We start from the raw sequence: 15,644 nt of genomic DNA, 5'->3' as shown, positions 1-15,644 counted from the left end.
CCGATTTTTACGATAAGTTGCGCCGGGCGACCAATGAAGCAAATTATAAGCCTGTCTCAATGATCTCACAAACCTTTGACCTGCTACGTACAGCGATTACATTAATCTCGATGCTCTTTTTGTTATTGCAGTTGGCCTGGTGGCTGGCTATCATAGCCTTTGCCTTACCAATCCCTTCATTTATTGCTGGCAGTCGCTTTAGCTGGTATGGCTATCGTTTGATGCGTCATGAAGCGCCCGCTCGCCGCAAAATGCAATATATCAGCAATGTGATGACGGTGGATGATTACAACAAAGAAATCAAGTTATTTAACCTGGGAAATTTCTTTGTTGGTCGCTACATTGGCTTCATGAATACCTTCTATGAAGACAACAAAAAGATTCTGGTGCCGCGCCAGTTCTATAATTTTCTCTGGTCCTCATTGACGATCGCAGCAAACTCAGGCATCTATTTATATGTGGCCCTGCAGGCCGTACAGGGGCGTATATCGCTTGGTGCGTTGACCAAGTATACCCAGGCTTCTATTCAAGCTGGTTCAAGCTTTCAGAGCCTGCTAGATGGCATCTCGAACGTCTATGAAAATGCGTTGTTTGTGAATACGCTGTTTGAATTCCTCGCATATACCTCGGCTATTGTGCCACCCGAGCATCCTGTGCCTGTGTCCTTATCTGGGAGCGCAACCGGACTGGATATTGAGTTTCGCAATGTTAGCTTTACTTATCCCGGAAAGACTGAGCCAGCTTTAAGCCATATCAGCTTTACCGTGCGGGCTGGAGAGTCGATCGCACTGGTAGGTCGCAATGGGGCAGGGAAAACCACCCTGGTGAAGTTGCTGACACGCCTTTATGATCCTGATGAGGGTGAGATTCTAATCGGCGGCCAGAATATCCGCAATTATGATTTTGTCGAGTTACGTCAGTATGTGGGGGTAATTTTCCAGGATTTTGTGAAATATCAAATGACGGCTCGTGAAAATATCGGATTGGGTCGTGTAACCGCTATCGATAATCTGAATGAAGTCAAGGATGCGGCCAGGAAAAGTGGGGCGGATACCGTGGTTGAAGGACTTGATAAAGGATACGAGTCGATGCTGGGACACTGGTTTGAAGAGGGTAAACAGTTGAGCGGGGGCGAGTGGCAAAAAGTAGCCCTGGCTCGTGCTTTCATGCGGGACGCGCATATCTTAATTCTGGATGAGCCAACAAGTGCACTTGATCCACAGGCGGAGTTCGATGTCTTTACGCGGTTTCGACATTTGACGGAGGGAAAAACGGCCATTTTTATAAGCCATCGCTTTAGCACTGTGCGCCTGGCTGATCGCATTATTGTGATTGAACATGGGGTAATGGTGGAATATGGTTCGCATCAGGAATTGATAGCCCTGAATGGTCGCTATGCAGAGCTCTTCAATCTGCAGGCGCAAGCCTACCGCTAGTTAATAGGCCAGTTAAGCCGTGTGGCCGTGTCAATTTGCCAGATTGATACGGCCAGATTCAAATAAAACTAATGTTTAACGTGGGGTTATGCCCAGACCTTTTTCGATGTCCGAGAGGTCATAGATGCCCCCATGTTGTTCATAGCCACCGTTAAAGGGATCTTCAGTTAAGAGCATGGGCGTGTCCAGATCAATAAAGCGAAAACCTCCCAGTCCGGCGGCAAAGTGGGCAGCCATACTGATGGCGAGGCGTGATTCGATCATGGCACCGATCATCAACTGCATATGCGCGGCCCGACAGAGGGCCGCGATATCCATTGCCTCGATGATGCCAGTTTTCATTAATTTGATATTGACGACGTTAGCTGATCTGGTTGCGATGATGTTGGAGACCGTGGCCAGGCTACCAGCACTCTCATCGACGGCGATCGGGACGCTGGTATGCTGCATGACATAGCGTAGCCCGGCCAGGTCATCCTTATGTACCGGTTGCTCCATTAAGAGTGGACGAATGTCGCGATCTTCCAGGGCTTCCAGACAGAGCAGGGTTTCATTGGGCGTATAGCCCTGATTGGCATCCAGAATAATGCTCAGGTGGGGTGCGCCGCTGCGTACAGCCTCTACGCGATTGACATCTTCGCGTAGATCACCTCCCACTTTTACCTTGATTGTCGAGATACCAAGCTTGACAGTTTCTTCCGCTAACTGGTAGCCTCGCTCCGAGGTAACCATGGGTATGCTCATATCGGTTTCGACATGCGTGCTGGCGCCCCCGAAGAATGCATAGAGTGGAATACCATAGGAGCGTGTCAGCGCATCCAGAAGTGCCATCTCGATACCAGCACAAACGGTCATTTGGGCGAAATAGAGACTATGTACAAGTTTTGAGAGTCTACGCCAGTGGGCTGCATCTTGCCCGACTAAGATGTCAATGCAATTGCTGGCCGCCGCCAGTGCCGTTCCCTGCGATTCTCCCGTGCTGGGTGGAAAAGGAGCACACTCTCCATATCCGATGCTCCCATCTTGCAATGTCAGCTTAATCAGTACATTGCGCGCCTCCGTTACACTGCCAGTAGCGATTGCAAATGGCTCATGCAGGGGAATATTTAACGGTTCAACTGTCATTGAACGGATAGTGGTGCGGGTCATACTCGCTCCTTCTCAGGTTCAAGCTTAGAGACTGGTTCGGTTCCTTTGACGATCCTCGTAACGCTCCAAAGCCAGTTCAATCAGTCGATCCAGAAGTTCTGCATAAGGAATGCCACTGGCTTCCCAGAGCTTGGGATACATGCTGATCTCGGTGAAGCCTGGAAGCGTATTTACTTCATTGATGTATACTTTTCCGCTGTCCTTATCGATGAAAAAGTCTATACGCGAGAGTCCACTTAGATCCAGGGCCAGGAAGGCTTCAACGGCATAATGACGCATCTCTTCGGCGGTCTGTTGAGGAATATCGGCTGGTATGATTACTTGAGACTTATTATCGATATATTTCGCGTTGTAGTCGTAAAATTCGTTGCTGGCAATAACCTCGCCGATCACTGAGGCCAGGGGTTCGTCATTGCCCAGGACGGCACATTCAAATTCACGGCAGTTGATGTTCTGTTCGATGATAATTTTGCGATCGTATTCGGCTGCCACCCGCATAGCGTGCTCAAGCTCTTCGCGATTATGGACTTTGTTAATGCCGACGCTGGAGCCCAGATTGACCGGTTTCACGAAGTTTGGATAACCCAGTTGTGCTTCAATCTGATCTAAAATAGCTTCGGGTGAGCGCTCCCATTGATTGCGGCGGAAAACGAGGTATTTAACATTGGGAAGATGGGCGCTTTCAAAGATCATTTTCATTTTTTCTTTGTCCATTCCCACCGCCGCACCGAGAACGCCGCAACCCACATAGGGCACGTTCGCCATTTCTAGCAAACCCTGGAGAGTACCATCTTCGCCATAGGTTCCGTGGAGTACCGGAAGGATAACATCCAGCTTTCCTTCATCACCGAGCTTTTGCTGGCCTTCGAGCGGGATGAGCTGTCCCACCGTAGGATCACCTGTGAAGGTTACGCTGGTAAAGGTTTGCTCCGCCCCTTCGGCCTGACGATCTACGGATTGTCCTGCTGCGATGAGTTTGGCTGGCTCGGTGCCCAGCAGCCATTGACCGGATTTGGTGATGCCGATTGGCACTACTTCATATTTCTCGGGGTCCAGGTTATTCATGACCGCCTGTGCTGAGGCCAGAGAGACCTCGTGCTCACCAGAGCGACCCCCAAAGATGATGCCTACGCGGATCTTTTTTTTTGTCATTGTGTATCCTTTCTATTGTGCGCAAGCGTTACGCTTGCAGCATGGCAAGCAACGTGTCCATTCCCAGGCCTAACGATGCCTTGAGCAATACCTGGTCGGCGCTTTTTACTCGCTCTCTCAAAATATTGGCTGCTGCTTGCTTGGCGGCCTCCAGTTCGGATTGATTGTCCAGGTTGGCCGCGAAGTAGAAGGTATTAGTGGTGGGCATGCCTGCCGCGATGGCTCCTTCCACAAAGAAGCGTGCCTGGTCGCCAATCGCGATGACGTAGTCTACCAGATGCGCCAGCTCGGTACCTGTGTTATAGTGCTCATCGCGCGCATAGCTACCCAGTTCCAGGATATCTCCCAGAACGACCCAACGCTTGCCATTGGCGTCAATGTGGGCCTGATGCATGGTTTTGGCGATCGCCAGAATGGACTGGCGGTTTGCGTTATAGCTATCATCTATCAGTGTACTGCCATTGGGGCCTGCCTTGATTTCTCCTCGACGCTTAAAGGCCTTCAATTGCTCGAGCGCCGCAGCGACCTCCGTCAGTGGCATTCCCGCTGCCAGACCGACGGCTGCAGCGGCCAATGCAATCGTAATACCGTGTTCGCCAGGAATATGCAATTGCACCCGGCTGCGGGCTCCTTGATAGGATAACGTGAAGGTTTGCCCGCGCAGCATATCGCCTCCGATCTCGCTGGCACGTACAAGGGCATCTTCAGCCGTTCCATAAGACAGAATGTGGGCCTGCGTTTTCTGACTCATGGCACGTACATTGGGGTCATCGTAATTGAGGATAGCAATTCCCTCGGGCGTTAAAGCCTGTACCAGTTCACTTTTTGCCTGTGCAATGCGCTCCTGTGATCCGAAGAACTCCAGGTGTGAGGAGCCTACATTGGTAATGACCGACCAGTCTGGTCTGGTGATCGTACAGAGCCAGGCCAGTTCTCCGACCCATTGCGCCCCCATTTCCAGCACTGCATAGCGATGCTGTGGTTCTAGCCGCAGCAATGTCAGGGGGAAGCCAATCTCTGTATTATAGGAAGCCTGGGTTTTGAGTGTGGGGGCCAGCTGACTCAGCACAGTCGCGATTGCCTCTTTCGTGCTGGTTTTGCCATTACTACCTGTGATTCCGATATAGGTTGTTTCCGGTTGATGCTGCGTCCGACTGCGGGCCGTCGCATGTAAGGCTTTAACTACATCTGGAACAACGATCTGGATAAAGTCGGCAGGCATATCTGGTATTTCCTCAGTGCATAATGCCCCAATCGCTCCTGCCTGAGCGGCCGCCGGGATAAAACGATGGCCATCGACCCGGGCACCTTTCAAGGCAATAAACAGGTCTCCGGGTTCAATCTGGCGATTGTCATGATGGGCTGAGCGAAAGACAAGTTGCGGATCTGGTGCCGTGCGACTTAACACGCGAGCTTTACCAGCGGTACCTTGCAGTATGTCATTGAGGGTGAACATGCTGTTTTCTATCCTTTGCAAATTCTACAGTACTTTGAGCTGATTATATCATGACTAGCTAAATCACTGTGCAGATCAAAAAAAAGCAAGAGAGTGTTTGAAAACCATGCAACTCACGCTGATATTATAAAGGTGTGGGCGCGTCAGCGCCCGCCTGCGCGCCAGCGAGACGATTGCCATGGATAGGGAAATGAAACACGTTCAATGCGAAAAAAAATCCGCTTACCGGAAAAAAGGCCTACAAGCGATAGCTTTTAAAGCCAATGTGTGGTATAATCTCAGGACACTGTATGCACTTAGAGAGCTTTCACTGGCTGATCCGTGAGAGTTGTGTACTGCAGAAGAAGAGCTATAATGGGATTTAGACCCAAGAATTGAGAAGCATTTATGTCATTCACAGATCAGACGTTGGTTTGCCGAGATTGCAATCAGGAATTCACTTTTACCGCTGGCGAACAGGAATTTTACGCTAGCCGTGGACTCACAAATAATCCGTCACGTTGCCCATCATGCCGTGCCGCACGCAAGAGCAGCATGGGTGATCGCTCCCGTTCATCTCGCGGTGGCAATGATGGCGGCTATCGCGAACCACGCCAGATGTATACCGCGATCTGCGCAAGTTGTGGTAACGAAGCTCAGGTTCCATTCCAACCCCGCGAAGATCGTCCAGTTTATTGCAGCGATTGCTATCAGCCCCGTACCGCAAGCCGCGGCGGCGATCGCCGATCGCGCTGGTAATATCCATGAGCGAGATTGTTATCCAGGCCGGTGAATCGTTCGAACTTGCGCTGAAACGATTCAATCGCAAAGTACAAAATGCGGGTATCCTTGCAGAGGCTCGTCGTCGCAGATACTACGAAAGCCCACAGTCCCGCCGCAAACGGAAAGCTGAAGCTGCACGTCGTAAACAGCGTCGTTCACGTTTTTAATTTTCTGTACGCAGAATTCTGCAATTAACGTAATACAACGTCAATAAAAGGCACATCCATAGAAAAAGCCTAGTGGATGTGCCTTTTACTTTGCCCATCTGTATCCCTTTGTACGAGTTTAAGAGTATAATAACAGGGCGGTGCGAGTGTTTGAAACCACGCGCTACGCGCCTTCTGTCCCTGACGCTCCCACGCCAGTGAGGCAATTTGCATGTCTATGGCAATGAAACTCGCGCTCACACCTTTGAAAATTTGACTAATATTAAATTAGTGACTTGACAAAGGAAAGTGACCGTGTTATCCTTATGCTAATATTAGTTAAGCCACTAATTTAATATTAGTTTGCTATTTGGGAGGATTATTCTCATGGCCTGGACAATTGATGCAGCGCATTCACATATTGGCTTTTCTGTTCGTCACATGGTGGTGAGCACGGTTCGCGGACAGTTTAATGCTGTGCGTGGCACATTGGAGTTTGACGATGCCAATCCCGCAGCTTCCTGGGTTGAGGCTGAGGCCGATACTGCTAGCATCGATACACATGATGCTAACCGCGATGCGCACCTGCGTTCGGCTGATTTCTTTGATGCTGAGAAGTTTCCAAAACTGACCTTTAAGAGCACCAAAGTTGAAAGTAACTCTGGCGACTTCAAAGTTACTGGCGACCTGACTATGCATGGAGTCACGAAACCTATCACCTTCGATGTCGAGTATTCCGGTTTCGTCAAAGATCCTTATGGTCTGAATCGCGCTGGCTTCTCCGCTCAAGCTAAGATCAATCGTAAAGACTTCGGTCTGAACTGGGGTTCTTTGCTGGAGACCGGCGGCGCTGTTGTGAGCGATGAAGTGAAATTGAACCTGGAGTTCGAGGCCACACAGCAGCCTGCGTAATCCATCTCCATTTTTCATACATTGGCAAAGCAAGTAGTTGATAGTCATCTATCAGCGACTTGCTTTTTTGTTTGTCTATTAATGCGATGTGCTTGGCTGTGAGCAGCCGCATGCACGTGATATATATGGCTTGCTTTCTATGGCATACAATAAAGGTGAGTAGAAACGTTCTGACGATGTAGTGCTTACGCAGGTAAATGAAGGAGTATATAAAAGCGATGCGAGCTGCTATTATTACACGGCCAGGGGGGCCTGAAGTATTAGAGATACAGGATCGAGAGAAGCCCGAACCCATGGGCGATTGGGTGCGTGTGCGCGTGCGTGCCGCTGGTGTGAACCGGGCCGACCTGGCACAGCGTGCCGGTTTTTATCCCGCCCCACCGGGATCTCCCGCTGATATTCCAGGTATGGAGTTTGCGGGTGAGGTGGATGCTGTCGGACCTCTGGTACAACGTTGGAAGCCGGGACAGCGGGTGATGGGTATTGTTGGCGGTGGCGCTCAGGCCGAGTATATTCTGGTACACGAAGGCATGCTGGTCGAAATTCCCGAGAATCTGGATTTTATTCAGGCGGCGGCGGTGCCCGAGGTTTTTATGACGGCGCACGACGCCTTGTTTACCCAGGCCGGTTTACAGATGGGCGAGCGTCTGCTTGTTCATGCCGTTGGTAGCGGTGTAGGTACTGCCGCAGTTCAACTGGCCAGTGCCGCAGGGGCGACGGTCTATGGCACCTCTCGTACCGCCAGCAAGCTGGAGCGGGCCAAAAATCTGGGATTAGAGGTGGGCCTGACCAATCCAAATTTTGCGCCAGAGATCAAGCAACTGACCAAGGGAGAGGGTGTCCATGTGGTGCTCGATTTTGTCGGTGGCGCATACATGGAGCAGAATCTTGATGCTTTGACCACCTGGGGACGCCTGGTCTTTTTGGCCACGATGGGTGGCTCCCATGCCGATGTCAATCTGGGTGTAGTTATGACCAAGCGGTTACAGATTCGTGGCTGTACCTTGCGCTCTCGTACCCTGGAGGAGAAGCTGGCGGTCACGCGCCGCTTTGCCACCCATGTAGTTCCATTGCTGGCCAGCGCCAAAGTGAGACCAATTGTCGAAGAAGTTTTTCCTTTGCATGAGATTGCGAAGGCTCATAGCACCATGGCAGACAACCGCAATTTTGGTAAACTGGTGCTCAAAATCGACAACTAAGCCGTTTGATGGTCTCATCGGGCCTGGATAGCATGATGAGACCATCCTTACTATCTTCCTTGTTTGCTGGTAGTACGAGTTGGATACATAAATGGTTCGCAAGTAGTGCGGTGTTTTATATATTTGACCGCTTAGATGTAGATTGGCGAAATGGAGTGTTCTTCGCTGTTGACTGGAGCTGCAATTCATATGCGGGCCGGTGCATCAATGCATCTGTGATGGTACGCACAATCAAATTATTGCGCTCATCACCCTCGGGTAAGGAAGTAGAAATCACGCGAATAATTTCATAGACATTTAGTTCATTGGCTTCACGGCGCAGTTCTTTTGCATAATAGTCCGCGCGCTTATTGGCGCTGCGGGCCTGGCTGATGATCAATTGTTGGGTGACACCGGTCACAACATTGGCGATGGTGAGCGCCCATTTTTCACTGTTATTGACAATGATGGTATTGGTAAACAGGAGAAAGAGTAAGATAGTGCCTAAAATGAATATAGTTCCGATAACCGCGATAATCAGGCTGGTGAAGAACCAGCATTGGGCTTCAAAGCGACTTTGCAGGTACATCTGCTCAAGAGCTATACCCTCGTTAGGGAGGTATGACTCGTTGTTCTGGCGCCTCGACGTCGATCCTGCTGTGCTTCTCGTTTCCATTGTGCTCCCATACCCCTCCTAGCCCATCCTGGACATTGCTAAGATTCCCACCCATCATCTGGGGGCTCATTCTTCTGCTAGTGGTTCGGTTTGATAGTGTTCGGGCTCGACTTCTATCTGCTGATCGGAGAGGCCTAATGATGTTGAAACCAGGGTCTTTTGCAGCAGATGTTTATGTCGGTCATCAATGTTAAGTTGGGCAATAAAGTGAGTAATTGTTGCAAAACTGCGTACTTCATTCAGGCTGCAGAGGTAGAGATCGGCCCGCTCGTGTGCCTGTCTTGTTTGATAAAAGACCCAGGCAGTAATGCAGGCATTGATCACATTAATAACTATAACAAAACTGGTAATAGGAAAAAGTTGAGTATTGAGCTGCAATGAATACAACAGAATGGGTAGGAAGATCGAGAGAGCAATAATCATAGCTTCAGCGATAGCAGTTATGAGGCTACGGTTAAACCAGTTCTGAGCCTCCTGGCGACTCCCTTCATAGAGTCGTTCAAGCAAACCAAGTTTTCTTTGCGCGGCATCCACAATGCGCTGATATGCTTTTTCCTGGGGGACGCGTACCACACGGCGGTGACAATGTGTCGTCATAGTGGTTTGAACATCGTGTTCGAGCGCTTTAACAATAACTGTTCCCTTATCATCTACCTCGATATTCATGCTTAGTGGTGCCAATATTTCATCGTCGATAACAGCATTGCGAGCAATATCCTTTAAGATAGCTTGCCTGGCAGTAATATGTTTACCGGTTGAAGCGGTAGCTGGCTCTATTGATGACCGGGTGGTGCGATATGAGCGGTTGGCCATGTGTTAGTCTCCTTTCTGTTTCCCCCCACACTATTCCCTTTGCTCTGCGTTTAACGCATATGCATCCCATTATTTGCCCCCTCACCGCAGAGCACCCCAATGCCTTGAAAAGGACTAATTGACCTTAATGTACTTTCTGATAGTAATTGCCGACTTATTATTGCTAGACGTGGCTATCTATAGAATATATCATTTTTATATCATTTTAAATTCTATTTGTCAAATTTTTGCATTTACATGTATTGTATTTTCTTAAACAGAGGAAAAATGCGATGAAGCTGGCATGCAGAGGTAGTGTGAAAATTATGAAAATGGAGAGGAGCAGGTCTACTCCTCTCCATCCTGGTAGAATGTTTCGAGGGTTTGTTGATAGGTCTGTTCGAGCTGAGACATGCTTTTATGCCAGTGGTCGTTTAGTAATAGCATTGGGCGTTGCAACCTGGGTTGAGCGGTCAGTAGATTCAACATTGCCGATGGATTGTCGATACTAAAGGCTGATAGTTTGTATTCTGCAATCTCTTTGGCGTTCTTTTGCCAGATGGTATTGACAGTTGCATGTATTTCATGATTCGAGAATATCTGTTGATTGGTGAGCTGTTGTTTAAATTTGTGCCATAATAAGTTAACACGCGAAGCACTCATTAGCGTATCGGTATGGAGATGCGCACACAGCATCAGGTGACGCCAGATGGATTGTCGCTGTAAGGTAGCAAAGAATTGTGCATCCTGGAATATTTCACTCTGTGGATTTTGATACATCGCATCCATCGTCTGTTTAGCCGCCTGGTAGCGTGCATAAGAGAGTTGTAAATTGCGCAAGGCCAAATGCAAATAGAGGAAATGTTTGGTCATATCCTGTAGCACAATTTCAAAGTCTACTTCTGTAGGTGTGAGCTGCAGGCGTATTGGTTCAGTCATCGCTACATTGTACATATCCTCGTGCTGTAGCTCTGTAATCAGACTATTGTAGGCCTGTGCTATCTGTGCGGCCGCCACCGATTCTACAATGAGATTAATGCCTGCCCCTATTTTGTCTGAACCTGCATACACGCATAGCGTTCCCGCGGTTACTAGAGTTAAAGAAGCCTCTGCGTTCGCGAGTGCACATTGCTGCACTTTTTGTTCATCCTGTATCCTCATGAACTGGACTCCTGTAATTATCTGCTTGAATGAGCACTCTTTGCATTACCGTCTAAGTAGCGAATGCACTGGTGGCGAGTGTTAATTTCTCACGCTACCTGTGCCCTGGCGATGAACAGGCGTGACCGTGCTATTGACAGAGCAAATAGGACCGCCTTTTTAGAGAGAGCATAGCATGAAATATTGAAATGAGCTTTCCTCCAAAGGATGGAGTTTGCGGGTGGATTTCGTCTTTTGCACTCTGTTAGATCTCAGCCTGCAATTTTAGGGCCGGTTCCAGGATTAAGAGTCCTGTCTCTGGTTCTTTCCCAACTACGCGGGCGATGCTGCCACTGGCATTCTGTCGCATGCAGAAGTCGATGTCAGCGCCAAGCCCACTGTCAATTACCTGCTGAGCTGAATGGCAATAGGCAGCCAGGCCCGGAGGCGGATACAACTGGTAAAGTCCACGAGCCGCAGTGACGCTTTCATGGGGGATAATATCTGGCTGCTGGCGCTGAATTTCTTGTGCCAGGTAACCAGCGCAAACGGTGTCGTCTAGCGCGAAATTGCCGTTTTCGGCGGCACAAACGATAGAGATATTGCTATCCTGCCTGCGCGCATATGCCAGTGCATAGGCGGTGACGGCCTGGGCATTGTAAAAGCAGCCTGCCAGGCGCACACTGTGTTCGGGGCAGGCATAAAAGGCACGGGTACCGTTGGTTGTGGTCAGAATAAGTTCTTGATTGCTGAGATCGCTATGTGAGAATTGGGCGGGCGAATTGCCATAGTCAAAGCCAGGCAGTGCTCGTGCATGACGCTCACCACACAGGAGCCGACCTGGCTTTAATTGAGCGGCCTCCCTGGCTTGCTCAACAGTATCAGCGGCAAAGACGCGCTTTGCGCCTTGATCAAATATGGTTGTCAGGGCTGTTGTAGCCCTGATAAGGTCAATAACAATATAAACATCCTCGTCTGCCGGTTGGGCCGCCAGAGCATCCGCAGGGCTCATATGAATATGTAATTTCACGTATGTATCCTTGACATTTGTCGCACTCTCATTATTCCTGGGAATATTTTATCATCGGCTACGAAAATTTGCCCACAGCAATATAAGTACTATTTTCTAGTGAACCGCCTGGGCAAGCTCCTGCTTTAAATACTCATCGCGCAAACCACCACTCTTACCAGCTACAGGTAAGGCTAGCTGAATCTGGTGTACTTTGCGTTCAGGAGTCATGATCAAACCACGACCGGGAATGGTTTCGGGCGCAAAAGAAGTTCTGCCAAAGAGTTCACTGCGTTGTTGTTCATTCAAGGCAAGCCCGATTTTTGTGCTGCACTTACTCATCACTTCTGGTGGGATGCAACGGGTTCCGGTTTCGGCGGACGTGATTACCAGATAGTTTCCTTGCATACGGGCCTCTATAACGGCCTGAGCAAGTTTTTTCAAAGCCGTGAAGGCAGATATACGCTCGGCAAAAGCCTGATAGTTACTGATTATCAGTAAAAATTGCGGTATTGTGGCTCCCTGCGACCAGAGCTGTGATAGGGTTTGCGTGCTCCAATACTGATTGGGAAACTTCTCGCGGCGCTGCTGGATATCAGTTGTAATGGTATTAATAAAGCGCGTCAATTGTTCATCTGAGCTTCCATCGGTCCAGAGCGTCTCGCCATTGGGATGATTGAAGTGCGGTAATTCGCGAAAATGATCTAGCTCTCCAAAGGGATCAATGACGGCGCAGCGTAGTCGTTCGGGGAGAAAACGCGTGGTCAGCCAGAGTAGCATGGTTTGCAGCGCCGTTGCTTTGCCACTGTGTTGCGCGCCAGCAATCAACAGAGGACCTCCCGTCAATGCTCCAGCTGTTCCATGTAGATCTACCAGGAATGTGTCAACCAGCTGTTCCTCCGGCTTGTCAATCAGCCCAAGCGGTATCTGCATCGATGGTTTAATACGTTCGCGGTTCCGGCGCTCCAACACTTCGCGTCTGGTCATTGGAATAATGGCCTGGTATGTCTGTGACTGTTCCACTTCTGTGCGGCTACTGGCACTTTCCGCCTGCACAAACAGGACCAATGGATCTGGCCTCTGGTGTGTGGGGGTGGGTAGAGGATCTGGCCAATAATAGATCCCTTCTTTCCTGGCCAGATCCTGTGGGTAGGCGACTCTGATCCGTTCAATGGCCGCTTCAAACAATGCCCGTGAGCGGCCCACACCGGTTTGCGGCGTTTTATAGATCGTTGGCGTTGGTATCATTCTCTATTTTCCTTTGAATGGTAGTGAGAGTAGCGAATTCAATTGCGACTGTGCGTTGGCCATTTGATCCTGGATAAAAGGCAGGGTCACGCGCGCCGATTGGAAAAGGTCCAGCTGGTTATCCCCATACAGCAAATAGCCACGACCAGGAATGCTGGCTGGCAGATCGGCCGCGTCGGTGCGCCGTATCACTTCACGACTATCCTCTGGCGAGGCACAGCGTAAACAGAGGCGATATTGAACGTAATCCCTGACCCGGCTGCCGATAATTCCTTCAGGTCGTTGGGCGGCCAGTAACAAATGCATCCCGATCTCGCGTCCTACCCGCATGATAGTAAAAAGTTCATCCAGCACTGATTCTGCGCATTTAGCCATCTCTGCAAATTCATCGATGATGATGAACAGGCTGGGCATTGTTTTTCCTTCTTTCAGCAAGGCCTCGCGCCTGGTTGCTTCGGCGCGTAGCATGGTAACAAAGCGCTGGATCAGTGCGGGAGAAGAGACGTTGGAGAAGCAACCAATGGTATGAGGGAGGCGACAGAAGGACTCCAATGCTAATCCCGCTTTATAGTTAATCAACAAGAAATTGACTTCGGTTGGTTTATACAAAAAAGCCAGTGACAGAATAATCGTCTGCAGAAGCTCGCTTTTGCCAGAACCGGTCTGACCGACCAGCAGCCCGTGTGGACCATCTTTGTGAAGATCCAGGTACTGTACTTCGTCCCCAATCTTCAAGCCAATGGGAATCCTGAGCAACGGTCTGGGCGTACGGAAGAGCGGATCGTTCCAGAGCACAAAGGGATCATACGTGTTAAGGTCTAGCGGTGGATCAAAGAGTGTACTGAGATCTACCTGGGTGCGCATTTCCAGTTGTTTGGTGTTCAGGGCGCGTAGAGATTGCAGGCGGAGCGCAAAGGAGCGCAGATCTTCCAGTCCCGCTGAGTCGAGTTGCAGACAGTGCCTGGTTGGCTGCGGTTTTTCATTCAGGCTGTGTACGCGTGCCTGGATGCCAGCTATAAGCTGATCTTCGTCTTTGGTTGTCTTCTTGCGCTTCTTCTTGCTGGAGGCTTCTTCCTCTTCGCTATTGGACAGTAAGGTTTTTGGTGGCTTTTCTTCATCTAAATCAATGAGTAGCTGGCTGGTTTGCGGCATCTGTGACTGGTTGGTACACAGACAGAGTACTGAAACGCTGAGCTGGTTGCCGCGATTTAATGCCAGGGCCATCTCTGGACGTTTGATTGGAGAAACAGAGAGACGTGTCCTGCGATACTGAGTGGGATGTGAAGGTGGAACAGCCATAGTTGGTAGGGGTGGTGTAGATGGATCCAGGTCGCCAGGACCATCAAACGCATCAACTACAATCAGCAGGTGTGGTAAGAGTGAACTTTTTTGTTGCTGGCGGTTGTCCCCGAGCAAGAGCTCTCGCCGTCCTAATTCGCGCGAGATAACCGGCAACTGATCCATCACAGCCGCTGTACCAATCGCACAGGTATGCTCCTGGAAAGTTTCTTCCATGTGCGTGCTGGATAGCCTGGCATCATAGCGCAGCGTGTGCGGAATGATACTGATCCATTGCCAGGCTGTTTCCTGAGAGTAGGGGGCCAGGATGATGATGCGCACATCTTCGGGCGAATGGTGATAGGCAACATGGCTCACGATCGAATGCATCAGCTCACGGGCCAGTACGATTTTATGGCCGGGCCCAACGATCGAAAGTGGGCTCTGCTGGCGTAGATCAACGCATAGAGGTACAAACACATGTGCATATGTTTTGATCAGCGACTTCGCATAGTCATTGTAGCTATCCAGGTGCGTTGCTATAGCCATGCGCTCCTCACATTGTTGGTCGTGTATCGTATAGGTAGCTGGACGCTTCTCGATGCCAATCCGCACTCGCATAAAGTCCTGGTCATCAGGTTGGCGGGCCCACAGGCTCATATTTTGATCATTGTATGGGTATTGGAGCAGTGGTTTGACATCAAGATTTTTGTAAACGCTGGATTTATATTCGAAACGTGACAGCGGGGGATTGAGCTCCATATATGCCTGACGTTCGTGCCAATGCAGCAGCTTTAATTGTTGCTCAACTTCTTGCAGTTGCTCATGGTAACGCCGTAGCAAGTAGTTACGGCGGCGTTGTACGCTGATAAGCTGTACCAGAAACATGATTAAAGAACTGACCGCCATTAAGCCGCTAATAGCGATAAAAGGGATGATCAAAACGCTGGATTCGCCTGTATCAAGGTGAGTGAATACATACCCATAGATTGCCATGCCAGCCAGGCTAAGAAAAATAGTAATTAATGTGGAGGATTGTGGTAGATTTGGCAGCGTAGGAGGTGTGGGTAGTGTAATTGTATCTTCTGCTATCTCTGGCCATACACGTGCTTTGCGTGTAATAATCGATGACGATTGCTGGTAAGACATTGCGACCCCTCTCAACATATCCATTCCCATATGCAGATGCATGCTCTTTTTTTAATGAAAAATCTTACCTGTTGTGGAAAAGAAGATTTTTTTTATCCTAGCATACGAGAGTAAAGACAGCAAATGTGTAGTAATTCTGTCTTAGATTATTTATGGTGTGC

The 15,644-nt window shown here is 49.5% G+C and carries 14 protein-coding genes; 5 read left to right on the top strand and 9 right to left on the bottom strand.

All coding sequences use genetic code 11. The annotated features are described in order from the left end of the window. A partial coding sequence (locus JMI88_RS29455) for an ABC transporter ATP-binding protein (RefSeq protein WP_201365529.1) occupies nucleotides 1-1,436 on the top strand: 1,436 nt, incomplete at its 5' end. 75 nt (nucleotides 1,437-1,511) lie between these two features. Here JMI88_RS29455 and JMI88_RS29450 read toward each other — a convergent pair. From JMI88_RS29450 to JMI88_RS29440, 3 genes are read right to left on the bottom strand one after another with little or no spacing between them, the layout of a single operon-like run. Further along, nucleotides 1,512-2,585, bottom strand: a complete 1,074-nt coding sequence (locus tag JMI88_RS29450; protein ID WP_201365528.1) for a dipeptide epimerase — start codon at nucleotides 2,583-2,585, stop codon at nucleotides 1,512-1,514. A gap of 24 nt (nucleotides 2,586-2,609) precedes the next feature. Beyond that, nucleotides 2,610-3,737 (bottom strand): D-alanine--D-alanine ligase, encoded by a 1,128-nt coding sequence (locus JMI88_RS29445; RefSeq protein WP_201365527.1) that lies wholly within the window; start codon nucleotides 3,735-3,737, stop codon nucleotides 2,610-2,612. A gap of 28 nt (nucleotides 3,738-3,765) precedes the next feature. Beyond that, nucleotides 3,766-5,193, bottom strand: a complete 1,428-nt coding sequence (locus tag JMI88_RS29440; protein ID WP_201365526.1) for a UDP-N-acetylmuramoyl-tripeptide--D-alanyl-D-alanine ligase — start codon at nucleotides 5,191-5,193, stop codon at nucleotides 3,766-3,768. A 387-nt stretch (nucleotides 5,194-5,580) separates the two neighbouring features. Between JMI88_RS29440 and JMI88_RS29435 the strand changes: the two genes are divergently transcribed. From JMI88_RS29435 to JMI88_RS29420, 4 genes are all read left to right on the top strand, one after another. Beyond that, a complete protein-coding gene (locus JMI88_RS29435) occupies nucleotides 5,581-5,931 on the top strand; it encodes a zinc-ribbon domain containing protein (protein WP_126551284.1) in 351 nt (116 codons plus the stop codon). Nucleotides 5,932-5,936: 5 nt separating this feature from the next. After that, on the top strand, nucleotides 5,937-6,122 hold the full coding sequence (rpsU, locus tag JMI88_RS29430; protein WP_126551285.1) for a 30S ribosomal protein S21: 186 nt from the start codon (nucleotides 5,937-5,939) through the stop codon (nucleotides 6,120-6,122). A gap of 366 nt (nucleotides 6,123-6,488) precedes the next feature. Then, complete coding sequence (locus tag JMI88_RS29425; protein ID WP_201365525.1) at nucleotides 6,489-7,013, top strand: YceI family protein; 525 nt, start codon at nucleotides 6,489-6,491, stop codon at nucleotides 7,011-7,013. Between the two features lie 218 nt (nucleotides 7,014-7,231). Next, nucleotides 7,232-8,212: an NAD(P)H-quinone oxidoreductase gene (locus JMI88_RS29420; RefSeq protein WP_201365524.1), complete on the top strand. Its 981-nt coding sequence runs from the start codon at nucleotides 7,232-7,234 to the stop codon at nucleotides 8,210-8,212. A gap of 115 nt (nucleotides 8,213-8,327) precedes the next feature. Here the strand turns inward: JMI88_RS29420 and JMI88_RS29415 are convergent, their stop codons facing one another. The 6 genes from JMI88_RS29415 to JMI88_RS29390 all read right to left on the bottom strand — a co-directional run bounded on the left by JMI88_RS29415 (nucleotide 8,328) and on the right by JMI88_RS29390 (nucleotide 15,483). Then, nucleotides 8,328-8,867 carry a hypothetical protein gene (locus JMI88_RS29415; protein WP_201365523.1) on the bottom strand — a complete coding sequence of 180 codons (540 nt, stop codon included), beginning with the start codon at nucleotides 8,865-8,867 and terminating at the stop codon, nucleotides 8,328-8,330. A 66-nt stretch (nucleotides 8,868-8,933) separates the two neighbouring features. Continuing rightward, complete coding sequence (locus JMI88_RS29410; protein ID WP_201365522.1) at nucleotides 8,934-9,680, bottom strand: hypothetical protein; 747 nt, start codon at nucleotides 9,678-9,680, stop codon at nucleotides 8,934-8,936. Nucleotides 9,681-10,007: 327 nt separating this feature from the next. Continuing rightward, complete coding sequence (locus tag JMI88_RS29405; protein ID WP_201365521.1) at nucleotides 10,008-10,820, bottom strand: hypothetical protein; 813 nt, start codon at nucleotides 10,818-10,820, stop codon at nucleotides 10,008-10,010. Nucleotides 10,821-11,064: 244 nt separating this feature from the next. Next, the gene (locus JMI88_RS29400) at nucleotides 11,065-11,829 is read right to left on the bottom strand and encodes a 2-phosphosulfolactate phosphatase (protein WP_201365520.1); all 765 of its coding nucleotides are present in this window, start codon (nucleotides 11,827-11,829) and stop codon (nucleotides 11,065-11,067) included. A gap of 96 nt (nucleotides 11,830-11,925) precedes the next feature. Then, the gene (locus JMI88_RS29395; RefSeq protein ID WP_201365519.1) at nucleotides 11,926-13,056 is read right to left on the bottom strand and encodes an FtsK/SpoIIIE domain-containing protein; all 1,131 of its coding nucleotides are present in this window, start codon (nucleotides 13,054-13,056) and stop codon (nucleotides 11,926-11,928) included. 3 nt (nucleotides 13,057-13,059) lie between these two features. After that, complete coding sequence (locus JMI88_RS29390; RefSeq protein ID WP_201365518.1) at nucleotides 13,060-15,483, bottom strand: FtsK/SpoIIIE domain-containing protein; 2,424 nt, start codon at nucleotides 15,481-15,483, stop codon at nucleotides 13,060-13,062. Nucleotides 15,484-15,644: the final 161 nt, after the last annotated feature.

The sequence above is a fragment of the Dictyobacter formicarum genome (genome assembly GCF_016587435.1).
Note: the sequence above shows the minus strand (reverse complement) of the source record. Positions and strands in the feature narration are given on the sequence as shown.